Origin of the sequence: Streptococcus agalactiae ATCC 13813 (genome assembly GCF_000186445.1) — a bacterium.
Lineage (GTDB): Bacteria > Bacillota > Bacilli > Lactobacillales > Streptococcaceae > Streptococcus > Streptococcus agalactiae.
This window is the reverse complement of record NZ_GL636070.1, coordinates 1,618,670-1,642,234: the sequence shown is the minus strand read 5'-3', so window position 1 is coordinate 1,642,234 and position 23,565 is coordinate 1,618,670. Positions and strand designations below refer to the sequence as shown.

The 23,565-nt window shown below is 35.7% G+C and carries 22 protein-coding genes and 1 pseudogene; 20 read left to right on the top strand and 3 right to left on the bottom strand.

Annotation, left to right across the window (positions count from 1 at the left end; all coding sequences use genetic code 11):
- From HMPREF9171_RS105605 to ileS, 16 genes and pseudogenes are all read left to right on the top strand, one after another.
- Positions 1-446: ROK family protein (locus HMPREF9171_RS105605; RefSeq protein ID WP_000315799.1), on the top strand; the 446-nt coding region annotated here is incomplete at its 5' end.
- 11 nt (positions 447-457) lie between these two features.
- On the top strand, positions 458-838 hold the full coding sequence (locus HMPREF9171_RS105610) for a rhodanese-like domain-containing protein (protein ID WP_000367664.1): 381 nt from the start codon (positions 458-460) through the stop codon (positions 836-838).
- A gap of 231 nt (positions 839-1,069) precedes the next feature.
- Positions 1,070-2,911 carry a translational GTPase TypA gene (gene typA / locus HMPREF9171_RS105615; RefSeq protein WP_000183434.1) on the top strand — a complete coding sequence of 614 codons (1,842 nt, stop codon included), beginning with the start codon at positions 1,070-1,072 and terminating at the stop codon, positions 2,909-2,911.
- A gap of 44 nt (positions 2,912-2,955) precedes the next feature.
- On the top strand, positions 2,956-3,201 hold the full coding sequence (locus HMPREF9171_RS105620; protein WP_000499533.1) for a DUF3165 family protein: 246 nt from the start codon (positions 2,956-2,958) through the stop codon (positions 3,199-3,201).
- A gap of 129 nt (positions 3,202-3,330) precedes the next feature.
- Positions 3,331-4,686, top strand: coding sequence for a UDP-N-acetylmuramoyl-L-alanine--D-glutamate ligase (gene murD / locus HMPREF9171_RS105625; protein WP_000849678.1), 1,356 nt, complete (start codon positions 3,331-3,333; stop codon positions 4,684-4,686).
- A gap of 2 nt (positions 4,687-4,688) precedes the next feature.
- On the top strand, positions 4,689-5,765 hold the full coding sequence (locus HMPREF9171_RS105630) for a UDP-N-acetylglucosamine--N-acetylmuramyl-(pentapeptide) pyrophosphoryl-undecaprenol N-acetylglucosamine transferase (protein ID WP_000516696.1): 1,077 nt from the start codon (positions 4,689-4,691) through the stop codon (positions 5,763-5,765).
- A gap of 3 nt (positions 5,766-5,768) precedes the next feature.
- Positions 5,769-6,905 (top strand): cell division protein FtsQ/DivIB, encoded by a 1,137-nt coding sequence (locus HMPREF9171_RS105635; RefSeq protein WP_001124855.1) that lies wholly within the window; start codon positions 5,769-5,771, stop codon positions 6,903-6,905.
- A gap of 273 nt (positions 6,906-7,178) precedes the next feature.
- Positions 7,179-8,372, top strand: a pseudogene (ftsA, locus tag HMPREF9171_RS105640) (cell division protein FtsA); the annotation flags it as partial.
- Positions 8,346-8,552 carry a cell division protein FtsA C-terminal domain-containing protein gene (locus tag HMPREF9171_RS1000000114275; protein WP_370443801.1) on the top strand — a complete coding sequence of 69 codons (207 nt, stop codon included), beginning with the start codon at positions 8,346-8,348 and terminating at the stop codon, positions 8,550-8,552. The pseudogene ftsA and the gene HMPREF9171_RS1000000114275, both read left to right, overlap by 27 nt.
- A 21-nt stretch (positions 8,553-8,573) precedes the next feature.
- The gene (gene ftsZ / locus HMPREF9171_RS105645) at positions 8,574-9,854 is read left to right on the top strand and encodes a cell division protein FtsZ (protein WP_000232007.1); all 1,281 of its coding nucleotides are present in this window, start codon (positions 8,574-8,576) and stop codon (positions 9,852-9,854) included.
- Positions 9,855-9,859: 5 nt separating this feature from the next.
- Positions 9,860-10,534: a YggS family pyridoxal phosphate-dependent enzyme gene (locus HMPREF9171_RS105650; RefSeq protein WP_000981488.1), complete on the top strand. Its 675-nt coding sequence runs from the start codon at positions 9,860-9,862 to the stop codon at positions 10,532-10,534.
- Between the two features lie 11 nt (positions 10,535-10,545).
- Positions 10,546-11,151, top strand: coding sequence for a cell division protein SepF (locus tag HMPREF9171_RS105655; RefSeq protein ID WP_001185362.1), 606 nt, complete (start codon positions 10,546-10,548; stop codon positions 11,149-11,151).
- Between the two features lie 2 nt (positions 11,152-11,153).
- Positions 11,154-11,408 carry a YggT family protein gene (locus HMPREF9171_RS105660; protein WP_000604717.1) on the top strand — a complete coding sequence of 85 codons (255 nt, stop codon included), beginning with the start codon at positions 11,154-11,156 and terminating at the stop codon, positions 11,406-11,408.
- A gap of 1 nt (position 11,409) precedes the next feature.
- Positions 11,410-12,198 (top strand): YlmH family RNA-binding protein, encoded by a 789-nt coding sequence (locus HMPREF9171_RS105665; protein WP_000171114.1) that lies wholly within the window; start codon positions 11,410-11,412, stop codon positions 12,196-12,198.
- Positions 12,199-12,207: 9 nt separating this feature from the next.
- Positions 12,208-12,978 (top strand): DivIVA domain-containing protein, encoded by a 771-nt coding sequence (locus HMPREF9171_RS105670; protein ID WP_001131467.1) that lies wholly within the window; start codon positions 12,208-12,210, stop codon positions 12,976-12,978.
- A 284-nt stretch (positions 12,979-13,262) separates the two neighbouring features.
- Positions 13,263-16,055 carry an isoleucine--tRNA ligase gene (gene ileS / locus HMPREF9171_RS105675; RefSeq protein WP_000768158.1) on the top strand — a complete coding sequence of 931 codons (2,793 nt, stop codon included), beginning with the start codon at positions 13,263-13,265 and terminating at the stop codon, positions 16,053-16,055.
- A 69-nt stretch (positions 16,056-16,124) separates the two neighbouring features.
- On the opposite strand, the gene HMPREF9171_RS105680 is transcribed toward ileS, so the two are convergent.
- From HMPREF9171_RS105680 to HMPREF9171_RS105690, 3 genes are all read right to left on the bottom strand, one after another.
- Positions 16,125-16,427: a DUF1827 family protein gene (locus HMPREF9171_RS105680; protein ID WP_001237037.1), complete on the bottom strand. Its 303-nt coding sequence runs from the start codon at positions 16,425-16,427 to the stop codon at positions 16,125-16,127.
- A gap of 63 nt (positions 16,428-16,490) precedes the next feature.
- A complete protein-coding gene (locus HMPREF9171_RS105685; RefSeq protein WP_000184290.1) occupies positions 16,491-16,946 on the bottom strand; it encodes an NUDIX hydrolase in 456 nt (151 codons plus the stop codon).
- A gap of 185 nt (positions 16,947-17,131) precedes the next feature.
- Positions 17,132-19,393, bottom strand: a complete 2,262-nt coding sequence (locus HMPREF9171_RS105690; protein ID WP_000882544.1) for an ATP-dependent Clp protease ATP-binding subunit — start codon at positions 19,391-19,393, stop codon at positions 17,132-17,134.
- A 297-nt stretch (positions 19,394-19,690) separates the two neighbouring features.
- On the opposite strand from HMPREF9171_RS105690, the gene HMPREF9171_RS105695 reads away from it, so the two are divergent.
- From HMPREF9171_RS105695 to HMPREF9171_RS105710, 4 genes are all read left to right on the top strand, one after another.
- Positions 19,691-19,921, top strand: a complete 231-nt coding sequence (locus HMPREF9171_RS105695; protein WP_000443582.1) for a DUF1797 family protein — start codon at positions 19,691-19,693, stop codon at positions 19,919-19,921.
- Between the two features lie 140 nt (positions 19,922-20,061).
- The gene (locus tag HMPREF9171_RS105700) at positions 20,062-20,754 is read left to right on the top strand and encodes an amino acid ABC transporter permease (protein ID WP_001011647.1); all 693 of its coding nucleotides are present in this window, start codon (positions 20,062-20,064) and stop codon (positions 20,752-20,754) included.
- Positions 20,747-21,481 carry an amino acid ABC transporter ATP-binding protein gene (locus HMPREF9171_RS105705; RefSeq protein ID WP_000230129.1) on the top strand — a complete coding sequence of 245 codons (735 nt, stop codon included), beginning with the start codon at positions 20,747-20,749 and terminating at the stop codon, positions 21,479-21,481. The genes HMPREF9171_RS105700 and HMPREF9171_RS105705 overlap by 8 nt, the downstream gene beginning before the upstream one ends.
- Positions 21,482-21,767: 286 nt before the next feature.
- On the top strand, positions 21,768-23,462 hold the full coding sequence (locus HMPREF9171_RS105710) for a phospho-sugar mutase (protein WP_001106847.1): 1,695 nt from the start codon (positions 21,768-21,770) through the stop codon (positions 23,460-23,462).
- Positions 23,463-23,565: the final 103 nt, after the last annotated feature.

The window sequence follows — 23,565 nt, the reverse complement described above, 5'->3', positions numbered from 1 at the left end:
TTACGTGCACATGTGGTAACAAAGGCTGTCTTGAGACAGTTGCATCAGCGACAGGTGTTGTTAGAGTAGCACGTCAACTCGCAGAACAATATGAAGGTTCGTCTGCCATTAAAGCAGCGATTGACAACGGTGATACTGTTACAAGTAAAGATATTTTTATAGCAGCAGAAGATGGGGATAAATTTGCTAATTCTGTTGTTGAACGTGTATCACGTTACCTTGGACTGGCAGCAGCTAATATTTCAAATATTTTAAACCCTGATTCTGTGGTTATTGGTGGCGGTGTCTCAGCAGCAGGTGAATTTTTACGTAGTCGCGTTGAGAAATACTTTGTCACATTTGCTTTCCCACAAGTTAAAAAGTCAACTAAAATTAAGATTGCTGAACTAGGTAATGATGCTGGTATTATTGGTGCAGCAAGCTTAGCCAATCAACAAGCAAGTTAAGGAGATAAGATATGGATATGTCTGTTATTTTAATTATCGTTATTCTTCTGGCTTTTGTTGCTTGGGCATCTTGGAATTATTGGAGGGTTCGTAGGGCAGCTAAATTTTTAGATAACGAGTCTTTTCAAAAAGAAATGTCACGAGGACAGTTAATTGATATCCGAGAAGCTGGTGCTTTTCATAGAAAGCATATTCTCGGAGCACGTAACATTCCAGCAAGTCAATTTAAAGTTGCCTTATCGGCTTTACGCAAAGATAAACCTGTCCTCTTATATGACGCAAGCCGTGGTCAGTCTATTCCAAGGATTGTTTTGTTACTCAGAAAAGAAGGTTTTAATCAACTTTACGTGTTAAAGGACGGTTTCAATTACTGGACGGGTAGAGTTAAGTAATATACTAAGGAGAGAGTTACTATTAATAACTCTCTTCTCTTTTTGTAGAAATGAATTAAATTGAAAAAAGTAGAAAATAAATGACATAAATAATGAAATGATGAAAAGTTTTCCTATCACAAATAGGCAGTTAATATGAAAACATTTACACTTGTGTAAATTCTGTTTTTTAAGAAAAATTGTGTTATAATTCATAAGTTAACAGAATTACATTATAAAATAGAGGAAAACATGACAAATTTAAGAACAGATATCCGTAACGTTGCGATCATTGCCCACGTTGACCACGGTAAAACAACTCTCGTTGATGAATTATTAAAACAATCACATACTCTTGATGAGCGTAAAGAGCTTGAAGAACGTGCAATGGATTCAAATGATATCGAGAAAGAACGTGGTATCACCATTCTTGCAAAAAATACAGCCGTAGCATACAACGATGTTCGTATCAATATTATGGACACACCTGGTCACGCGGACTTTGGTGGTGAAGTTGAGCGTATTATGAAAATGGTTGATGGTGTTGTTTTAGTCGTTGATGCTTACGAAGGAACAATGCCACAAACACGTTTTGTTTTGAAGAAAGCTCTTGAACAAAACTTAATTCCAATCGTTGTTGTAAATAAAATTGATAAGCCATCAGCTCGTCCATCAGAGGTTGTTGATGAAGTTCTTGAACTCTTCATTGAGCTCGGTGCTGATGATGACCAACTAGATTTCCCTGTTGTTTATGCTTCAGCCATCAATGGAACATCTTCAATGTCAGATGATCCTTCAGATCAAGAAAAAACAATGGCACCGATTTTTGATACTATCATTGATCACATTCCAGCCCCAGTTGACAACTCGGAAGAACCACTTCAATTCCAAGTTTCTCTTCTTGATTACAATGATTTTGTAGGACGTATTGGTATTGGACGTGTTTTCCGCGGGACTGTCAAAGTTGGAGATCAAGTTACTCTTTCAAAACTTGATGGTACAACTAAAAACTTCCGCGTAACAAAACTTTTTGGTTTCTTTGGACTTGAACGTAAAGAAATCCAAGAGGCTAAAGCGGGTGATTTAATCGCTGTTTCTGGTATGGAAGATATCTTCGTTGGTGAGACAGTAACTCCGACAGATGCTATTGAACCACTACCAGTTTTACGTATTGACGAGCCAACACTTCAAATGACTTTCTTGGTGAATAATTCACCATTTGCAGGTCGCGAAGGTAAATGGATTACGTCACGTAAGGTTGAAGAACGTCTTTTAGCAGAATTACAAACAGACGTTTCTTTGCGTGTTGACCCAACAGATTCGCCAGATAAATGGACGGTTTCAGGGCGTGGAGAATTACATTTATCTATCCTCATTGAAACAATGCGTCGTGAGGGATATGAACTTCAAGTATCACGTCCAGAAGTTATCATCAAAGAAATTGATGGTGTTCAATGCGAGCCGTTTGAGCGTGTTCAAATTGATACTCCAGAAGAATATCAGGGTGCTATTATCCAAAGTTTGTCAGAGCGTAAAGGTGATATGCTTGATATGCAGATGGTTGGTAATGGTCAAACGCGTTTGATTTTCTTGATTCCTGCACGTGGTTTGATTGGTTATTCAACAGAGTTTCTTTCAATGACACGTGGATATGGTATCATGAATCATACTTTTGACCAGTATCTACCGGTTGTTCAAGGAGAAATTGGTGGTCGTCATCGTGGTGTCTTGGTTTCTATTGAAAATGGTAAAGCAACTACATATTCAATTATGCGTATTGAAGAACGTGGGACTATCTTTGTAAATCCAGGTACAGAAGTTTATGAAGGAATGATTGTTGGTGAGAATTCTCGTGATAATGATCTCGGAGTCAATATTACAACTGCTAAACAAATGACAAATGTCCGTTCAGCAACTAAAGATCAAACTGCAGTCATCAAGACGCCTCGTATCCTTACTTTAGAAGAGTCACTTGAATTTTTAGCAGATGATGAGTACATGGAAGTAACTCCTGAGTCTATTCGTCTTCGTAAACAAATTTTAAATAAAGCAGCACGTGACAAAGCTAATAAAAAGAAAAAATCAGCTGAATAATATCCAAAGTATTTCTTATTTATGATTAATAAGAAAGGAGTTCTATGTTTTACTTAATTGTTGCCCTTTTGATTGCCTTATATTACTTTTTTATGGCACCAAAAACAGTACGTAATACTTTGAACGCTATTGGTTTAGTAGGTTTGGTAGCCTTATTACTTGTCTTGGCAGTTATGAGTTTTATTAAAATCCTTCAATTGCCAGGTGAATTGTATATTGGGCTTATAATGATTCCTCTAGGATATACAGCATTTAAAGAAACATTGAATTTGTCAGAAAAGAAGAAATAGCTTATGAACTTAGGATTTTGTCTCCTAAGTTCTTTTGTTTTGAGAAATTAGAGACATATCCTTTACCTTGAAAAAGCCACTGATTAAAGGTAAAATAATAGGGATAATAATGATAGAATGGGACGAGTAATGAAAACAATAACAACATTTGAAAATAAAAAAGTTTTAGTCCTTGGTTTAGCACGATCTGGAGAAGCCGCTGCACGTTTGTTAGCTAAGTTAGGAGCAATAGTGACAGTTAATGATGGCAAACCATTTGATGAAAATCCAACAGCACAGTCTTTGTTGGAAGAGGGTATTAAAGTGGTTTGTGGTAGTCATCCTTTAGAATTGTTAGATGAGGATTTTTGTTACATGATTAAAAATCCAGGAATACCTTATAACAATCCTATGGTCAAAAAAGCATTAGAAAAACAAATCCCTGTTTTGACTGAAGTGGAATTAGCATACTTAGTTTCAGAATCTCAGCTAATAGGTATTACAGGCTCTAACGGGAAAACGACAACGACAACGATGATTGCAGAAGTCTTAAATGCTGGAGGTCAGAGAGGTTTGTTAGCTGGGAATATCGGCTTTCCTGCTAGTGAAGTTGTTCAGGCTGCGGATGATAAAGATATTCTAGTTATGGAATTATCAAGTTTTCAGCTAATGGGAGTTAAGGAATTTCGTCCTCATATTGCAGTAATTACTAATTTAATGCCAACTCATTTAGATTATCATGGGTCTTTTGAAGATTATGTTGCTGCAAAATGGAATATCCAAAATCAAATGTCTTCATCTGATTTTTTGGTACTTAATTTTAATCAAGGTATTTCTAAAGAGTTAGCTAAAACTACTAAAGCAACAATCGTTCCTTTCTCTACTACGGAAAAAGTTGATGGTGCTTACGTACAAGACAAGCAACTTTTCTATAAAGGGGAGAATATTATGTCAGTAGATGACATTGGTGTCCCAGGAAGCCATAACGTAGAGAATGCTCTAGCAACTATTGCGGTTGCTAAACTAGCTGGTATCAGTAATCAAGTTATTAGAGAAACTTTAAGCAATTTTGGAGGTGTTAAACACCGCTTGCAATCACTCGGTAAGGTTCATGGTATTAGTTTCTATAACGACAGCAAGTCAACTAATATATTGGCAACTCAAAAAGCATTATCTGGCTTTGATAATACTAAAGTTATCCTAATTGCAGGAGGTCTTGATCGCGGTAATGAGTTTGATGAATTGATACCAGATATCACTGGACTTAAACATATGGTTGTTTTAGGGGAATCGGCATCTCGAGTAAAACGTGCTGCACAAAAAGCAGGAGTAACTTATAGCGATGCTTTAGATGTTAGAGATGCGGTACATAAAGCTTATGAGGTGGCACAACAGGGCGATGTTATCTTGCTAAGTCCTGCAAATGCATCATGGGACATGTATAAGAATTTCGAAGTCCGTGGTGATGAATTCATTGATACTTTCGAAAGTCTTAGAGGAGAGTAACTATGGGGAAAAAAATTGTTTTTACAGGTGGTGGTACGGTAGGTCATGTAACACTAAACCTAATATTAATCCCCAAATTTATCAAAGATGGTTGGGAAGTACATTATATTGGTGATAAAAATGGCATAGAACATGAACAAATTAATCAGTCTGGACTTGATATCACATTTCACTCTATAGCTACTGGGAAACTACGTCGCTATTTTTCATGGCAAAATATGTTAGATGTCTTTAAAGTAGGGGTTGGCGTTCTTCAATCGATTGCTATTATTGCTAAACTTAGACCCCAAGCCTTATTTTCAAAAGGGGGATTTGTTTCAGTACCTCCTGTAGTAGCTGCACGCCTATTAAAAGTTCCTGTTTTTGTTCATGAATCAGATTTATCAATGGGGTTAGCAAATAAGATTGCTTATAAATTTGCGACTATTATGTATACGACTTTTGAACAATCTAAAGATTTAATCAAAACTAAGCATATTGGTGCTGTAACAAAAGTCATGGATTGTAAAAAGTCGTTTGAAAATACTGACTTAACTAGTATAAAAGAAGCCTTCGATCCAAACCTAAAGATCTTACTATTTATTGGAGGATCAGCAGGTGCAAAAGTATTCAATGATTTTATTACTCAAACACCTGAGCTGGAAGAAAAATATAATGTTATCAATATTTCAGGCGATTCTTCTCTCAATCGATTGAAGAAGAACCTTTATCGCGTGGATTATGTTACAGACCTTTATCAGCCTTTAATGAATTTAGCAGATGTGGTTGTTACACGAGGTGGCTCTAATACTATTTTTGAATTAGTAGCTATGAAAAAACTTCATCTTATTATCCCTCTTGGACGTGAAGCGAGCCGAGGTGACCAATTAGAGAATGCTGCTTATTTTGAAGAAAAGGGCTACGCATTGCAGTTACCAGAATCTGAATTAAACATAAATACACTTGAGAAACAGATAAATTTATTAATTTCTAACAGTGAGAGTTACGAAAAAAACATGTCACAATCATCTGAAATAAAATCTCAAGATGAATTTTATCAATTATTAATTGATGATATGGCAAAAGTAACAAAAGGATAAAACATGCCTAAGAAGAAATCAGATACCCCAGAAAAAGAAGAAGTTGTCTTAACGGAATGGCAAAAGCGTAACCTTGAATTTTTAAAAAAACGCAAAGAAGATGAAGAAGAACAAAAACGTATTAACGAAAAATTACGCTTAGATAAAAGAAGTAAATTAAATATTTCTTCTCCTGAAGAACCTCAAAATACTACTAAAATTAAGAAGCTTCATTTTCCAAAGATTTCAAAACCTAAGATTGAAAAGAAACAGAAAAAAGAAAAAATAGTCAACAGCTTAGCCAAAACTAATCGCATTAGAACTGCACCTATATTTGTAGTAGCATTCCTAGTCATTTTAGTTTCCGTTTTCCTACTAACTCCTTTTAGTAAGCAAAAAACAATAACAGTTAGTGGAAATCAGCATACACCTGATGATATTTTGATAGAAAAAACGAATATTCAAAAAAACGATTATTTCTTTTCTTTAATTTTTAAACATAAAGCTATTGAACAACGTTTAGCTGCAGAAGATGTATGGGTAAAAACAGCTCAGATGACTTATCAATTTCCCAATAAGTTTCATATTCAAGTTCAAGAAAATAAGATTATTGCATATGCACATACAAAGCAAGGATATCAGCCTGTCTTGGAAACTGGAAAAAAGGCTGATCCTGTAAATAGTTCAGAGCTACCAAAGCACTTCTTAACAATTAACCTTGATAAGGAAGATAGTATTAAGCTATTAATTAAAGATTTAAAGGCTTTAGACCCTGATTTAATAAGTGAGATTCAGGTGATAAGTTTAGCTGATTCTAAAACGACACCTGACCTCCTGCTGTTAGATATGCATGATGGAAATAGTATTAGAATACCATTATCTAAATTTAAAGAAAGACTTCCTTTTTACAAACAAATTAAGAAGAACCTTAAGGAACCTTCTATTGTTGATATGGAAGTGGGAGTTTACACAACAACAAGTACTATTGAATCAACCCCTGTGAAAGCGGAAGATACAAAAAATAAATCAACTGATAAAACACAAACACAAAATGGTCAGGTTGCGGAAAATAGTCAAGGACAAACAAATAACTCAAATACTAATCAACAAGGACAACAGATAGCAACAGAGCAGGCACCCAACCCTCAAAATGTTAATTAGCGATAAAAAAAAGACTGGATTTATCAGTCTTTTTTATACATATCAAGTCAGTCATAGATTGCTAGTAAAAATTGATTTCTTGAAAAAAATTTAAGTTTGTTATAAGTTGCGAATGGTTTAAATAAGTTAGAAATATTTCAATTTGATGTTGCTTAATAAAAAAACGTAATTTGGTAACAATTCTGCTTTTTTTATGGTATAATATTTTCTGAATAATTCTGTTTTTGGCAGATGTAGAATAGAAAAGAATGGAAAGATAGCGAGGTCGAGTGAATGGCTAGAAATGGCTTTTTTACTGGTTTGGATATAGGAACAAGCTCGATTAAAGTTTTAGTTGCAGAATTTATTGCAAATGAAATGAATGTAATTGGGGTTAGCAACGTCCCTAGTTCCGGTGTAAAAGATGGTATAATTATTGATATTGAGGCAGCAGCAACTGCAATCAAAGAGGCGGTAAAACAAGCTGAGGAGAAAGCAGGCATCACCATTGACAAAATCAATGTTGGATTACCAGCAAATCTTCTCCAAATTGAACCAACTCAAGGAATGATTCCTGTTCCCAATGAATCAAAAGAAATTAAGGATGAAGATGTCGAAAGTGTTGTTAAATCAGCATTGACTAAAAGCATTACTCCTGAAAGAGAAGTTATTTCATTGATTCCGCTTGAATTCATTGTAGATGGTTTCCAAGGGATTAGAGACCCTAGAGGGATGATGGGGATTCGCCTTGAGATGCGTGGTCTTATCTATACTGGACCAACAACTATCCTTCATAATCTTCGTAAAACTGTTGAACGAGCAGGTATAAAAGTAGAGCATGTTGTGATTGCCCCTCTAGCCTTAGCAAAATCAGTTCTAAACGAAGGTGAACGTGAGTTTGGTGCAACTGTGATTGATATGGGAGGCGGACAAACAACAGTCGCTTCTATGCGTAATCAAGAATTGCAATATACTAATATTTATTCTGAAGGTAGCGATTATGTCACCAAAGATATTTCTAAAGTGTTACGTACAACAGTAGAAATTGCCGAAGCATTGAAATTCAACTTTGGACAAGCTAATGTTGAAGAAGCAAGTACTTCTGATACAGTTCAAGTTAATGTTGTTGGTAACGAGGAACCTGTTGAAATTACAGAAAGCTATCTTTCGCAAATTATTTCAGGACGTATTCGTCAAATTTTAGAACATGTCAAACAAGACTTGGGTAGAGGTCGTTTACTTGATTTACCTGGTGGTATTATTCTTGTTGGAGGTGGTGCAATTATGCCAGGAGTTGTCGAGGTTGCTCAACAAATTTTTGGAACTAGAGTTAAATTGCACGTTCCAAACCAAGTAGGTATTCGCAATCCAATGTTCGCTAATGTTATTAGTATCGTTGATTATGTAGGAATGATGTCAGAAGTTGACATTATCGCACAACATGCTGTAACTGGCGACGAAATGCTAAGACATAAACCAGTCGACTTTGATTATAAAGAAAAAACAAATACAATGTCGACAATGCCTTATTCTGAGCCGTTAACCTCTTCTATGGAAGATTCTAATTTAGAACCAATCCGAGCAAGAGAAAACGCTCAAGAGCCTACTGAGCCTAAAGCTAATATTGGTGAGCGCATCAGAGGAATTTTTGGAAGTATGTTTGACTAAAACAATAAGTGAGGAATAAAAATGGTATTTTCATTTGATACAGCATCAGTACAAGGTGCAGTTATTAAAGTTATTGGTGTTGGAGGCGGTGGCGGTAACGCTATTAACCGCATGATTGACGAAGGTGTCGCTGGCGTTGAGTTTATTGCAGCAAATACTGATATTCAAGCCTTAAGTAGCTCAAAAGCTGAAACTGTCATTCAACTTGGTCCAAAATTAACTCGCGGACTTGGTGCAGGAGGACAACCTGAAGTTGGTCGTAAAGCAGCTGAAGAAAGTGAAGAAGTTTTAACAGAAGCACTTACTGGCGCTGATATGGTATTTATCACAGCAGGTATGGGGGGCGGATCTGGTACAGGTGCGGCTCCAGTTATTGCACGTATTGCAAAGAGTTTAGGAGCACTTACAGTAGCGGTTATCACACGTCCTTTTGGCTTTGAGGGTAATAAACGTTCTAACTTCGCTATCGAAGGTATTCAAGAATTAAGAGAACAAGTTGATACACTGCTTATCATTTCAAATAATAATCTTCTTGAAATTGTAGATAAGAAGACACCATTGCTTGAAGCTCTTAGTGAAGCAGATAATGTTTTACGTCAAGGTGTTCAAGGTATTACAGATTTGATTACTAACCCAGGTTTAATTAACCTTGACTTTGCAGATGTTAAAACAGTTATGGCAAATAAAGGTAATGCACTGATGGGAATTGGTATCGGTTCTGGTGAGGAACGTATTACTGAAGCTGCTCGAAAAGCAATTTATTCACCACTTCTTGAAACAACGATTGATGGAGCAGAAGACGTTATTGTCAATGTTACCGGCGGTATGGATATGACACTTACTGAAGCAGAGGAAGCATCAGAGATTGTTAGCCAAGCAGCAGGTAAAGGTGTCAATATTTGGTTAGGCACTTCAATTGACATGGATATGAAAGACGAAATCCGCGTAACAGTTGTTGCAACAGGTGTGCGTAAAGATAAAACTAATCAAGTATCTGGTTTTACAACATCAGCTCCAACTAATCAAGCACCTTCAGAACGTCAAAGTACTTCAAATTCAAACTTTGATCGTCGTGGCAACTTTGATATGACAGAGTCTCGCGAAATGCCAACTCAACAAAATCAGCCTCATGCACAAAATCAGCAACAAAGTTCTGCTTTTGGTAATTGGGACCTTCGTCGTGATAATATTTCACGTCCGACAGAAGGTGAACTTGATAGCAAGTTGTCTATGTCAACGTTTTCAGAAAATGATGATATGGATGATGAACTTGAAACACCTCCATTCTTTAAAAACCGTTAATTAAAATGATGAATTTACAAGAAAATAAAACAGCGATTTTTGACAATGTTAGTAAATTAGCACTAAAAGCAGGTCGCGCTCCTGAATCAGTTCATATCGTAGCTGTAACAAAATATGTTAACTGTCAAACAACAGAAGCGCTTATTAGAACAGGTGTTAATCATATCGGTGAAAATCGTGTTGATAAATTTCTTGAAAAATATCAAGCATTAAAAGATGAAAAGCTTACATGGCATCTCATTGGTAGTTTACAACGTCGAAAAGTTAAAGATGTCATTAATTATGTTGATTATTTTCATGCTTTAGATTCTGTTAAGTTAGCAGCTGAGATTCAAAAACGTGCTCAAAAACCAGTTAAATGTTTTCTACAAGTTAATATATCACGAGAAGACAGTAAGCATGGTTTTACTATTGAGCAAATAGATGATGCACTGAACTTAATTTCTCGGTACGATAAAATTGAACTTATCGGCATCATGACTATGGCTCCCTTAAAAGCAACTAAAGAGGAAATATCATCAATTTTTGAAGAGACTGAGAGTCTTAGGAAAAGGCTTCAAGCTAGGAACATAGAACGAATGCCGTTTACAGAATTAAGCATGGGCATGAGTAGAGATTATGATATTGCTATTCAAAATGGATCAACATTTGTAAGGATAGGAACTTCATTCTTTAAATAATGGAGGGGAATATGGCATTAAAAGATAGATTTGACAAAATTATTTCTTATTTTGACACTGACGATGTAAGTGAAAATGAAGTACACGAAGTACAAGAGAGAACTTCAGTGCAAAGAGATTCCAGAGCAGCTACAGCACAGGAAGCTTCTCAGCGTAGTCATATGACTAACTCCGCAGAGGAAGAGATGATTGGTAGTCGTCCGAGAACTTCTACCTATAATCCTAATCGTCAGGAGAGACAAAGGGTACAGAGAGACAATGCTTATCAGCAAGCTACTCCTAGGATTCAAAATAAAGACTCAGTTCGACAACAGAGAGAACAAGTAACAATTGCTCTGAAGTATCCCCGTAAGTATGAGGATGCACAAGAAATTGTTGATTTACTTATCGTTAATGAATGTGTCTTGATTGATTTTCAATATATGCTTGATGCGCAAGCACGACGTTGCTTGGATTATATTGATGGTGCAAGTAGAGTATTATATGGTTCATTACAAAAGGTTGGGAGTTCAATGTTTCTATTAACACCAGCCAATGTTATGGTCGATATTGAGGAGATGAATATTCCAAAGACTGGTCAAGAGACGAGTTTTGATTTTGATATGAAGAGACGATAAATATGATATTAGTACTATTAATATTATTAAAAACAATTAGGGTCTATTCTTATATCTTACTAGCCTATGCCTTGTTATCTTGGTTTCCGGGAGCATACGATTCATGGATTGGTAGACTAGTGGTACAGATTGTTGATCCGATTATTCGCCCACTCAGAAGATTTAATCTACAATTTTTAGGTCTAGATTTTACAGTAATAGTAGCATTCTTTTTACTAAATATGTTGAGTAGATTTTTAATCTTGCTTTTTACATAAGATGACGTTAGATGATATTTATCAGCATTTTCGACCAGAAGAGTATGCGTTTATCAATAAAATAGACCATTTAGCTCAATATGTCGAAAACACCTATTCGTTTATTACCACTGAATTTCTAAATCCTAGGGAATTTAAAATACTCGAAAGTGTTCTAGAGAGGCGAGGTAGTCATTATTACACTTCTGGTCAGTATTTTCAAACAGAATATGTTAAAGTAATAATAGCACCGGAATACTATCAGTTAGATATGGTTGATTTTAACCTTAGCCTAATTGAAATAAAGTATAATGCTAAATTTAATCACCTTACCCATGCTAAAATTATGGGAACTTTACTGAATTACTTAGGTGTAAAACGATCAATTTTAGGGGATATCCTAGTTGAAGAAGGCTGTGCTCAGGTTTTGGTCGATAGTCAAATGACAAATCACCTTGTTCATTCAGTTACAAAAATTGGAACTGCTAGTGTACAATTAGCTGAAGTTCCCTTGTCCAAATTTCTAACTCCCAAACAAGATATTCAAAAACTAACTGTTATTGCTTCCAGTTTACGTCTTGATAAAATTTTAGCAACGATTTTAAAGATTTCACGAACACAGTCGACGAAATTGATTGAGGCAGATAAAGTCAAGGTCAATTATGCAATCGTCAATCGAGTTTCTGAACAATTAGTAGAGGGGGATTTGATTAGTGTTAGAGGATATGGTCGATTTACGTTGAATCATAACCTAGGGTTAACTAAAAATCAAAAATATAAGTTAGAAGTAGACAAAATGATACATAACTAAGGAGAAAACATGCCACTTACAGCACTTGAAATTAAAGATAAAACATTTTCATCAAAATTTCGCGGTTATAGCGAAGAAGAAGTTAATGAATTTTTAGAGATTGTTGTTGACGATTACGAAGACTTGATTAGACGTAATCGTGAGCAAGAGCAATACATTAAAGATTTAGAAGAGAAAATCGCTTACTTCAACGAAATGAAGGAATCGTTAAGTCAATCAGTTATTTTAGCTCAAGAAACTGCTGAACGTGTGAAAATTTCAGCACAGGATGAAGCATCTAACCTAATGGGGAAAGCTACATTTGATGCTCAACATTTAATTGATGAGGCTAAATTAAAAGCAAATCAAATCCTTCGTGATGCGACAGATGATGCTAAGCGTGTCGCTATAGAAACAGAAGATTTGAAACGTCAATCACGTGTTTTCCACCAACGCTTACTTTCTGAATTAGAAGGTCAGTTAAAATTAGCTAACTCATCTGCTTGGGAAGAATTGTTGAAACCAACAGCTATTTATCTTCAAAATTCTGATGCTTCTTTCAAAGAAGTTGTTGAAAAAGTTCTTGATGAAGATGATGCTTTACCAGTGGTGGATGACACTGAGTCATTTGATGCTACTCGTCAATTCTCACCAGATGAAATGGAAGAATTACAGCGTCGTGTTGAAGAAAGTAACAAACAACTTGAAGAGTCAGGTTTATTAGATACTAATAATTTCCAAATGGAAGAACCGATCAATTTAGGTGAAACTCAAACTTTTAAATTAAATATTGAAGATTAAGAAAAACAAGGTTTTAATATTATATTATCAGCGAGTAGGAGATGGTGAGAGCCCTACAATCCCTAATATTGAAATTATCATTTTCAATCATTCTACCTGAACTATTATTTAAGTAAGGTAGAAGGCTTAACCCACCTTACGGGTTGTTGAGGGAGTAAGAAATAGCTATTTTCTGCTCTGAATTAAGGTGGTACCACGAGCTTTCGTCCTTTATGTGATGAAAGCTTTTTTATTTAGCAATTTAAAAAATTGTGATAACTATTACTATGAGATAAGGAGTTAGTATGAAATTAAAAGAAACCTTGAATTTAGGACAAACAGCTTTTCCAATGCGTGCAGGGCTTCCAAATAAGGAACCTCAATGGCAAGAAGCATGGGATCAAGCTGATATTTATAAAAAACGTCAAGCATTGAATGAAGGAAAACCAGCCTTTCACCTTCATGACGGACCTCCCTATGCTAATGGGAATATTCATGTAGGACATGCACTAAATAAAATTTCTAAAGACATTATTGTACGTTCAAAATCAATGTCAGGTTTTCGAGCTCCTTATGTGCCTGGTTGGGATACTCATGGACTCCCAATTGAGCAAGTATTAGCTAAAAAAGGGGTTAAACGTAAAGAAATGGACTTGGCTGAATACCTTGAAATGTGTCGTGATTATGCTCTCAGCCAAGTTGACAAACAACGTGATGATTTTAAACGTCTGGGCGTTTCTGCTGATTGGGAAAATCCTTATATTACACTGACACCAGATTATGAAGCAGATCAAGTACGTGTTTTCGGTGCTATGGCAGATAAAGGATATATCTATCGTGGTGCTAAACCAGTGTATTGGTCATGGTCATCAGAGTCTGCCCTTGCTGAGGCTGAAATCGAATATCATGATATTGATTCGACATCACTCTACTATGCCAATAAAGTTAAAGATGGTAAGGGAATTCTTGATACAGATACCTATATCGTCGTTTGGACGACAACACCATTTACTGTAACAGCTTCACGCGGTTTAACAGTAGGACCAGATATGGAGTATGTTGTAGTTGCACCAGTAGGTAGTGAGCGTAAATACCTTCTTGCAGAGGTTCTTGTAGATAGTCTCGCTGCTAAGTTTGGCTGGGAAAACTTTGAAATTGTGACTCATCACACTGGTAAAGAACTTAATCACATTGTTACAGAACATCCATGGGATACAGAAGTAGAAGAGTTGGTTATCCTTGGAGACCATGTTACAACAGATTCTGGTACAGGTATTGTCCACACGGCTCCTGGTTTTGGTGAAGATGACTATAACGTTGGTATTGCTAATGGACTTGATGTTGTAGTTACCGTAGATAGTCGTGGTTTGATGATGGAAAATGCTGGTCCTGATTTTGAAGGTCAATTCTATGACAAAGTGACACCACTTGTAAAAGAAAAATTGGGAGATCTTCTTTTAGCCAGCGAAGTTATCAACCACTCATATCCATTTGACTGGCGTACGAAAAAGCCAATCATTTGGCGTGCGGTTCCACAATGGTTTGCCTCTGTTTCGAAATTCCGTCAAGAAATCCTCGATGAAATTGAAAAGACAAATTTCCAACCTGAGTGGGGTAAAAAACGTCTTTATAACATGATCCGTGACCGTGGCGACTGGGTAATCTCACGTCAACGTGCTTGGGGTGTTCCACTTCCAATTTTTTATGCAGAAGATGGTACAGCTATCATGACAAAAGAAGTGACTGATCACGTTGCAGATTTATTTGCTGAATACGGCTCAATCGTTTGGTGGCAACGTGATGCTAAGGACCTTCTACCAGCAGGTTATACTCATCCAGGTTCACCTAATGGTCTCTTTGAGAAAGAAACAGACATCATGGATGTTTGGTTTGATTCTGGTTCATCATGGAATGGAGTAATGAATGCTCGTGAAAACCTTTCCTATCCAGCAGATCTTTATCTTGAAGGTTCTGATCAATACCGTGGTTGGTTCAACTCATCACTAATTACATCAGTTGCTGTTAATGGTCACGCTCCATACAAAGCAGTCTTATCTCAAGGTTTTGTACTTGATGGTAAAGGTGAGAAAATGTCTAAATCTCTAGGAAATACAATTCTTCCGAGTGATGTTGAAAAACAATTTGGTGCGGAAATCTTGCGTCTGTGGGTAACTTCTGTTGATTCAAGTAATGATGTTCGTATTTCAATGGATATCTTAAAACAAACATCAGAAACTTATCGTAAGATCAGAAATACATTGCGTTTCTTGATTGCAAATACTTCCGATTTTAATCCTAAACAAGATGCAGTAGCCTATGAAAATTTAGGTGTCGTTGATCGTTATATGACTATTAAATTTAATCAAGTTGTGGATACAATCAACAAAGCTTATGCTGCTTATGATTTTATGGCAATTTATAAAGCTGTCGTTAACTTCGTAACAGTTGATTTATCAGCATTTTACCTTGATTTTGCAAAAGATGTGGTTTACATTGAAGCGGCTAACAGTCCAGAACGACGTCGTATGCAAACTGTTTTCTACGATATTTTAGTTAAACTTACAAAACTTTTGACTCCGATTCTACCACATACTGCTGAAGAAATTTGGTCATACCTTGAACATGAGGAGGAGGAATTTGTTCAATTAGCAGAAATGCCTGTTGCACAGACATTCTCTGGTCAAGAAGAAATTCTTGAAGAGTGGTCAGCATTCATGACGTTACGAACACAAGCTCAAAAAGCTCTCGAAGAAGCACGTAACGCTAAAGTCATTGGTAAATCTCTAGAAGCACATTTAACAATTTATGCTAGTCAAGAAGTGAAAACGTTATTAACAGCGTTAAATAGCGATATTGCACTCTTGATGATTGTCTCACAATTAACAATTGCTGATGAAGCAGACAAACCAGCTGACTCAGTATCATTTGAAGGTGTTGCATTTACTGTTGAACACGCTGAAGGTGAAGTCTGCGAACGCTCACGCCGTATTGATCCAACCACAAGGATGCGTTCGTATGGTGTAGCTGTTTGTGATGCTAGTGCAGCAATTATTGAGCAATATTATCCTGAAGCAGTAGCTCAAGGTTTTGAAGCTTAATAAAAATTATTTAATGCTATATTTGTTTAGTAGTCATCAAAAAAGAAGCCTTGATTAGGCTTCTTTTAATTATGCTGTTGTTGGATATGAAATTTCAATTAACTTGGCAGTATGGAGTGATTTCATCTGCTCTTGAATAATAATAGATTGATCTATTTTACGCTTTAAGAAGAACTCACGAATAGCTTCTAATTCTTCATCTTTGATAGCACGATATTTGTTTGAAATTAATAATTCATAATGTTTAGGTGCTGTTGTAAAAACGACATCGGTGTTGCCAGCTGAATAGACTTCCACTAATTTTGCATCTGTATTTTGGAGTTGATTTCGAACTAGTTCAGGATGACTACTGGTTGTATTAATTAGTCTCATAACTATTTTCCCCCTGATTCTTATTAGGTTTATTATAACACTATTTAGGAAGAAAGGTATGAATTATTTCCTAGAATGGTGATTTTTTTCCCAAGCTTGGACACCCCATCTATGGCTTCCTCGTTTTAGCTTTTCTTTAGCTTCTTGGATAGGAAACCAGGCTAGATGGTTGAAATCTTCTAGTGGCGCTTGCTCCTTATGATAGGCAGTAACTTCATAAATATAGGCGGGATTATAGTAGTAAGTATCACGGTGTCTAGAGTAAAAATATTCATCAGCTTGACCATAGTAATGGCCAATTGTTGCAGAATAACCTAATTCTTCAATTAACTCACGAGTTAAAGCTTCTAGGTGATTTTCATTTTCTTCAATTTCCCCACCTGGAAGAAACCAAGCACCATTAGGTGCCTGTACTAAAATAATTTTATCATGAGTTGGATTTGGAATAATAGCATAGACACCAAATCGTGACCTATAGTCTACATTATCTATTTTTTCACCGAAAGTAGGATTAGTCATAGTTCTCTCTCCTGATTGTGTTTTATGATTTTAAAAGCTTTAATTATTTTTTATTTATTATACTAAAATTTTTGGAATATTTCCTTAATAATTGTATTAAAATTTAAAGACGAGATAGGAGAGAAACAGCTTTATAGAGGCTATTATTTTTTGAGAAGAGTGTGAAAAAAGGTTGAGTTTCTTACTCAACCTTTTGTACTTTCCTCAGTTTTTTTAGAAGATTTTATTATGATATTTCCATTGCTAGTCATAATAGCACGAAGTTCTTTTTCGCTTGGATTCTCAAGATAGTAATCTGTGATAGCATCTTCAATATGTTCTTGAATGGTACGACGTAATGGACGTGCTCCCATTTTGGGATCGTAACCTAAATCAACCAATTTTTCTTTCACTTTATCAGTGACATCTAGATGAATACCATTGATGGCGAGACGTGCATTAACGTCAGATAACATAATATCAACGATATTGAGGAGATTCTCTTTATCTAAAGCCTTGAATTCAATAATACCGTCAAAGCGGTTCATAAATTCAGGGCTGAAGAAGTTACCTAGTTGACCTAGTACGGAATTCGTCCTACCTTCTCGTGAGGCACCAAAGCCAACACTTGCTTCAGTTTTACCAGAACCAGCATTTGAGGTCATGATGATAATGGTATCTTTAAAACTAACAGTTCTTCCTTGTCCATCTGTTAATCGACCGTCATCAAGGACCTGCAAGAACATATGCATGACATCGGGATGAGCTTTTTCAATTTCATCTAGAAGGATGAGCGAGTAAGGATTTCGACGAACCTTTTCAGTTAGTTGTCCAGCTTCCTCGTATCCCACGTATCCTGGAGGCGCTCCGACTAATTTAGCAACAGCATGCTTTTCCATGTACTCTGACATATCAAAACGAATCATACTATCAGCTGAACCAAAGAGCTCAATTGCTAGTTGTTTAGAAAGTTCAGTTTTACCAACACCGGTTGGTCCTACAAATAAAAAGGAACCAATAGGACGGTTTGGGCTACCAAGACCAACTCGATTACGACGAATAGCTTTTGCAATCTTAATGACAGCGTCATCCTGGCCGATCACATGCTGTTTCAAGTCATCTGCGAGATTAATTAATTGAGATTGTTCTTTTTCTTTTAAATCACCAACAGGGATATTCGTTTTTTCTTCAATGATGTGCTCAATTGTTTTTTCGGTAATAATAGGTGTATCTTGATCGTCGACCTTTTGTTGCTGCATTTCTTTATATTTTGCAATCTGGTCACGGAAGTAAGCTGCACGTTCGTAATCTTCTTCACGAGTCGCTTGCGCTTTTAAATTTTCTGCTTCAATGAGACGTTGATCAATTTCTTTTGGATCAACAAAATTTAGTGTTAGGTTCATTTTAGAACCAGCTTCATCTAATAAGTCTATTGCTTTATCAGGTAAAAAGCGGTCTTGGATATAACGATTAGATAGTACTGCAGCTGCTTCTATGGCATCATTATTATATTTTACGTGATGATAATCTTCGTATTTTTTTTGGATACCTTTCAAAATAGTAATGGTTTCTTCAACAGAAGGTTCATCGACTTTTACAGGTTGCATACGGCGTTCTAAGGCAGCGTCCTTTTCGATAATACGATATTCATTGAGAGTAGTGGCACCTACTAGTTGTAATTCTCCACGTGCAAGGGCAGGTTTTAAAATATTACCTGCATCCATACTACCTTCGCCAGCTGTACCAGCTCCAACTATTTCGTGAATTTCATCTATGAATAGAATAACATCTTGACGTTGACGAATTTCTTCCATCAACTTTTGCATGCGTTCTTCAAATTGACCACGAATGCCCGTTCCTTGTACTAGACTCACAACATCCAAACGAATAACTTGTTTGCCTTGAAGTTTATGAGGCACATTACCATCAACAATTTTCTGAGCAAGTCCTTCAACAACGGCAGTTTTCCCTACGCCGGGTTCGCCAATAAGTACAGGATTATTTTTTGTACGACGATTAAGGATTTCGATAACACGAATAATTTCTGAGTCACGTCCAATAACAGGGTCAATATCACCATGGCGGGCTATTTCAGTGACATTGATACCAAATTCTTCTAGAATCCCTTTGGCTTGAGGAGGAGTTGCAGTTTGGTTGCGATTATTATTTCGTCCATTACCGTTTCCTCCACCTCGGTTTCCTCCTGCTTGTGTAGGAGGAGTGTTTGGTAAATCTTGGCCATTAAAGGCTCTGAAATTATTTAAATCTCCAAAGAAATCATCAAAGAAAGGATTGATGCCACCAGGCGCATGTGAAACATGATTTAAACCTGAAAAAAGTGGATTATTAGGGTCAGTTTTAATAATTTGGTAGCAATTTTGACAAAGATCAACTTGCTTTTGTTTTCCATTAACATTTGTATACAAATGAATAGTTGATTCGTTTAGTTTGCAGTTTTGACAGAGCATAGGCTACCCCTTTCTTATGACATTTAACTATTGATGTGTATATAGTCAAATATAGTCAAACTTTATGCTTTTATTATAGCACCTAAAGCATAGAAATCAAGAAAAAAGTTCTGTTTTTAGCACTGAATATATTAGAGTGCTAAATTGAAAAATAGATGACTACTGAGAAAAATCGTTATTTGCGGATTTTAGACGATAAAATCGTTAAAAAGTTAGTAAAAATGTTGCTTTTCATGTTGCTTTGGTCACTTTTGTGTTAAAATAGAAAAGACTAGAAAATATATAGGAGTAAGTAAGATGGAATCACATTTAGTGAGAATCATCAATCGCCTCGAATTAATGGCGACTGATGGTGGTAATTTAAAACGTAATTTTGAACGTGAAGGTGTTGTTGTAGCAGAAGTATCTTTTAGTAATGACCCTGAAAACGGTCCTGTTTTCACATTACGTGATGTAGAAGCGCGTGAATCATATTCATTTGACAGCATTGACCTTATCGCAATGGAAATTTACGATTTATTATACTGATAATTATAAAAGACCTTGAAGGTCTTTTTTTATATCTAAATATACATTAAAATAGAATAAAAACAAAAATATTTATTTAAACTTGTATTTTTATTCTTTGTGTGATAGACTATTGGCAATTACTTTTTTAGGAGATGTCAATGAATTTTTCATTTTTACCACAATATTGGTCCTATTTTAATTATGGTGTGATGGTAACCATTATGATTTCAACATGTGTTGTTTTTTTTGGAACTATTATAGGCGTGTTAATTGCTTTAGTAAAGCGTACTAATTTACATTTTCTCACAATATTAGCTAATTTCTATGTATGGGTATTTCGTGGGACACCGATGGTAGTTCAAATTATGATTGCTTTCGCATGGATGCATTTTAACAATTTACCAACAATTAGCTTTGGTGTTTTAGATTTAGATTTTACACGACTTTTACCTGGTATCATTATCATTTCCTTAAATAGTGGTGCCTATATTTCGGAAATTGTACGTGCAGGGATTGAGGCTGTACCATCTGGACAAATAGAAGCAGCTTACTCGTTGGGGATTCGACCTAAAAATACACTTCGCTATGTTATCTTACCCCAAGCTTTTAAAAATATTTTACCTGCTCTAGGGAATGAATTTATTACAATTATTAAAGATAGTGCTCTCCTTCAAACTATTGGTGTCATGGAATTATGGAACGGAGCACAATCAGTTGTAACGGCTACTTACTCACCAGTTGCACCGTTATTATTTGCAGCATTTTACTATTTAATGTTGACAACGATTCTCTCAGCTTTGTTAAAACAAATGGAGAAATATCTTGGGAAAGGGGTAAAAATAGATGGTTGAGCCAATTATTTCAATACAAGGACTTCATAAAAGTTTTGGGAAAAATGAGGTTTTAAAAGGCATTGACTTGGATATTCATCAAGGAGAAGTGGTGGTTATTATTGGCCCTTCTGGCTCTGGTAAGTCAACATTTTTAAGAACAATGAATCTCTTGGAAGTACCAACAAAGGGAACAGTGACTTTTGAAGGGATTGATATAACAGACAAAAAGAATGATATTTTTAAAATGCGCGAAAAAATGGGCATGGTTTTTCAACAGTTCAATCTATTTCCCAATATGACTGTACTAGAAAATATTACTTTATCACCTATTAAGACAAAGGGACTTTCTAAGCTTGATGCTCAGACAAAAGCATACGAGCTACTTGAAAAAGTTGGACTCAAAGAGAAGGCTAATGCTTATCCAGCAAGCTTATCTGGAGGACAACAACAACGGATTGCTATTGCAAGAGGTCTTGCAATGAATCCTGATGTCCTTCTTTTTGATGAACCTACTTCAGCTCTTGATCCTGAAATGGTAGGTGAAGTCTTGACTGTTATGCAAGATTTAGCTAAATCTGGTATGACGATGGTTATTGTCACTCATGAAATGGGTTTTGCACGTGAAGTAGCGGATCGTGTCATTTTTATGGATGCAGGGATTATTGTTGAGCAAGGGACCCCTAAGAAAGTATTTGAGCAGACAAAAGAAATCCGCACAAGAGACTTCTTAAGTAAAGTATTATAATTTCATTGTCTAAAACAACTTGTTTTAGACTTTTATTATTCCATTGTTATGAGTAAATTGTTACTGTATTGTTTGGAAGTTGGTAAGTCTATATATAATGTAGATTAAGAATGATAGGGTGATGAAAAAAATTTAGATGCTTTAAATATATTAAGTGTAGTTAATTTATAAAATAAGTTGACTTTATAAGGTTAATTTGATACTATTCAGTTAGCTCCTGAAGAACTAAAATCTCTTATCATGGAGCTGATTTTTACCATTTTGGTCTTAGAATAGGATGTCTCATATGAATTATAAAGAGATTTATCAAGAGTGGTTAGAAAACGACTCACTCGGTAAAGATATTAAGTCAGATTTAGAAGCTATTAAAGGAGATGAATCTGAAATTCAGGATCGTTTTTACAAAACATTAGAATTTGGAACGGCGGGATTGAGAGGTAAACTTGGAGCAGGAACCAATCGTATGAATACTTATATGGTGGGGAAAGCAGCACAAGCATTAGCTAATACGATTATTGATCATGGCCCTGAAGCTATTGCACGTGGAATTGCAGTTAGTTATGATGTCCGTTATCAATCTAAGGAATTTGCAGAATTAACTTGTTCCATTATGGCAGCAAATGGTATTAAGTCTTATATTTATAAAGGGATTCGCCCAACACCAATGTGCTCATATGCTATTCGTGCTCTAGGATGTGTTTCGGGTGTGATGGTTACTGCTAGTCATAATCCTCAAGCTTATAATGGTTATAAGGCATATTGGAAAGAAGGATCTCAGATTTTAGATGATATTGCTGACCAAATTGCCAATCATATGGATGCTATAACCGATTATCAGCAAATTAAGCAAATACCCTTTGAAGAGGCTCTGGCAAGTGGTTTGGCAAGTTATATTGATGAGAGTATTGAAGAAGCATATAAAAAAGAAGTGCTTGGTTTAACTATTAATGATACTAACATTGATAAGTCAGTCCGAGTAGTTTATACTCCTTTAAATGGCGTAGGAAATTTACCTGTGCGCGAAGTTTTAAGACGCCGTGGTTTTGAAAATATTTATGTAGTACCTGAGCAGGAAATGCCCGATCCTGATTTTACAACAGTTGGCTATCCAAACCCTGAAGTTCCTAAAGCATTTGCCTATTCAGAATCTCTAGGAAAGTCAGTTGATGCAGATGTCTTACTTGCCACAGATCCAGATTGTGACCGAGTAGCATTGGAAGTCAAAGATAGTAAGGGAGAATATATTTTCTTAAATGGTAATAAGATAGGGGCACTTCTTTCCTATTATATTTTTTCACAACGATGTGCCTTAGGGAATTTGCCACATCATCCTGTATTGGTAAAATCCATTGTAACTGGTGATCTATCAAAAGTTATTGCAGATAAATATAATATTGAAACTGTTGAAACTTTAACAGGATTTAAAAATATTTGTGGAAAAGCTAATGAATATGATATCTCAAAGGATAAAACTTATCTCTTTGGCTATGAAGAAAGTATTGGTTTTTGCTATGACACTTTTGTACGTGATAAAGATGCTGTGAGTGCTTCAATGATGGTAGTAGAAATGACTGCCTATTATAAAGAACGAGGGCAAACACTTTTAGACGTTTTGCAAACCATTTACGATGAATTTGGCTATTACAACGAGCGCCAATTTTCTCTTGAGTTAGAGGGTGCTGAGGGGCAAGAACGTATTAGTCGTATTATGGAGGATTTTAGACAGGACCCAATATTACAAGTAGGTGAGATGACATTGGAGAATTCTATTGATTTCAAGGATGGTTATAAGGATTTTCCAAAGCAAAATTGTTTAAAATATTATTTTAATGAGGGTTCATGGTATGCTTTAAGGCCGTCAGGGACAGAACCTAAGATAAAATGTTACCTTTATACGATTGGTTGTACAGAAGCAGATAGTTTATCGAAACTTAATGCAATTGAGTCGGCTTGTCGTGCTAAAATGAATAGTACTAAATAAGTCATATGTAAAAAGGCGATGAGGGATTCATTGCCTTTTCTATTGATTAAAATTGATACAAAATGAATAGCGATATAAAATAGCATAATCGCTATTTTTTGAT

Bases quoted from the DNA above. Each gene is read 5' to 3' on its own strand.
- HMPREF9171_RS105610 (WP_000367664.1), top strand. From the start codon at position 458: ATGGATATGTCTGTTATTTTAATTATCGTTATTCTTCTGGCTTTTGTT.
- typA (WP_000183434.1), top strand. From the start codon at position 1,070: ATGACAAATTTAAGAACAGATATCCGTAACGTTGCGATCATTGCCCAC.
- HMPREF9171_RS105620 (WP_000499533.1), top strand. From the start codon at position 2,956: ATGTTTTACTTAATTGTTGCCCTTTTGATTGCCTTATATTACTTTTTT.
- murD (WP_000849678.1), top strand. From the start codon at position 3,331: ATGAAAACAATAACAACATTTGAAAATAAAAAAGTTTTAGTCCTTGGT.
- HMPREF9171_RS105630 (WP_000516696.1), top strand. From the start codon at position 4,689: ATGGGGAAAAAAATTGTTTTTACAGGTGGTGGTACGGTAGGTCATGTA.
- HMPREF9171_RS105635 (WP_001124855.1), top strand. From the start codon at position 5,769: ATGCCTAAGAAGAAATCAGATACCCCAGAAAAAGAAGAAGTTGTCTTA.
- HMPREF9171_RS1000000114275 (WP_370443801.1), top strand. From the start codon at position 8,346: ATGCTAAGACATAAACCAGTCGACTTTGATTATAAAGAAAAAACAAAT.
- ftsZ (WP_000232007.1), top strand. From the start codon at position 8,574: ATGGTATTTTCATTTGATACAGCATCAGTACAAGGTGCAGTTATTAAA.
- HMPREF9171_RS105650 (WP_000981488.1), top strand. From the start codon at position 9,860: ATGATGAATTTACAAGAAAATAAAACAGCGATTTTTGACAATGTTAGT.
- HMPREF9171_RS105655 (WP_001185362.1), top strand. From the start codon at position 10,546: ATGGCATTAAAAGATAGATTTGACAAAATTATTTCTTATTTTGACACT.
- HMPREF9171_RS105660 (WP_000604717.1), top strand. From the start codon at position 11,154: ATGATATTAGTACTATTAATATTATTAAAAACAATTAGGGTCTATTCT.
- HMPREF9171_RS105665 (WP_000171114.1), top strand. From the start codon at position 11,410: ATGACGTTAGATGATATTTATCAGCATTTTCGACCAGAAGAGTATGCG.
- HMPREF9171_RS105670 (WP_001131467.1), top strand. From the start codon at position 12,208: ATGCCACTTACAGCACTTGAAATTAAAGATAAAACATTTTCATCAAAA.
- ileS (WP_000768158.1), top strand. From the start codon at position 13,263: ATGAAATTAAAAGAAACCTTGAATTTAGGACAAACAGCTTTTCCAATG.
- HMPREF9171_RS105680 (WP_001237037.1), bottom strand. From the start codon at position 16,427: ATGAGACTAATTAATACAACCAGTAGTCATCCTGAACTAGTTCGAAAT.
- HMPREF9171_RS105685 (WP_000184290.1), bottom strand. From the start codon at position 16,946: ATGACTAATCCTACTTTCGGTGAAAAAATAGATAATGTAGACTATAGG.
- HMPREF9171_RS105690 (WP_000882544.1), bottom strand. From the start codon at position 19,393: ATGCTCTGTCAAAACTGCAAACTAAACGAATCAACTATTCATTTGTAT.
- HMPREF9171_RS105695 (WP_000443582.1), top strand. From the start codon at position 19,691: ATGGAATCACATTTAGTGAGAATCATCAATCGCCTCGAATTAATGGCG.
- HMPREF9171_RS105700 (WP_001011647.1), top strand. From the start codon at position 20,062: ATGAATTTTTCATTTTTACCACAATATTGGTCCTATTTTAATTATGGT.
- HMPREF9171_RS105705 (WP_000230129.1), top strand. From the start codon at position 20,747: ATGGTTGAGCCAATTATTTCAATACAAGGACTTCATAAAAGTTTTGGG.
- HMPREF9171_RS105710 (WP_001106847.1), top strand. From the start codon at position 21,768: ATGAATTATAAAGAGATTTATCAAGAGTGGTTAGAAAACGACTCACTC.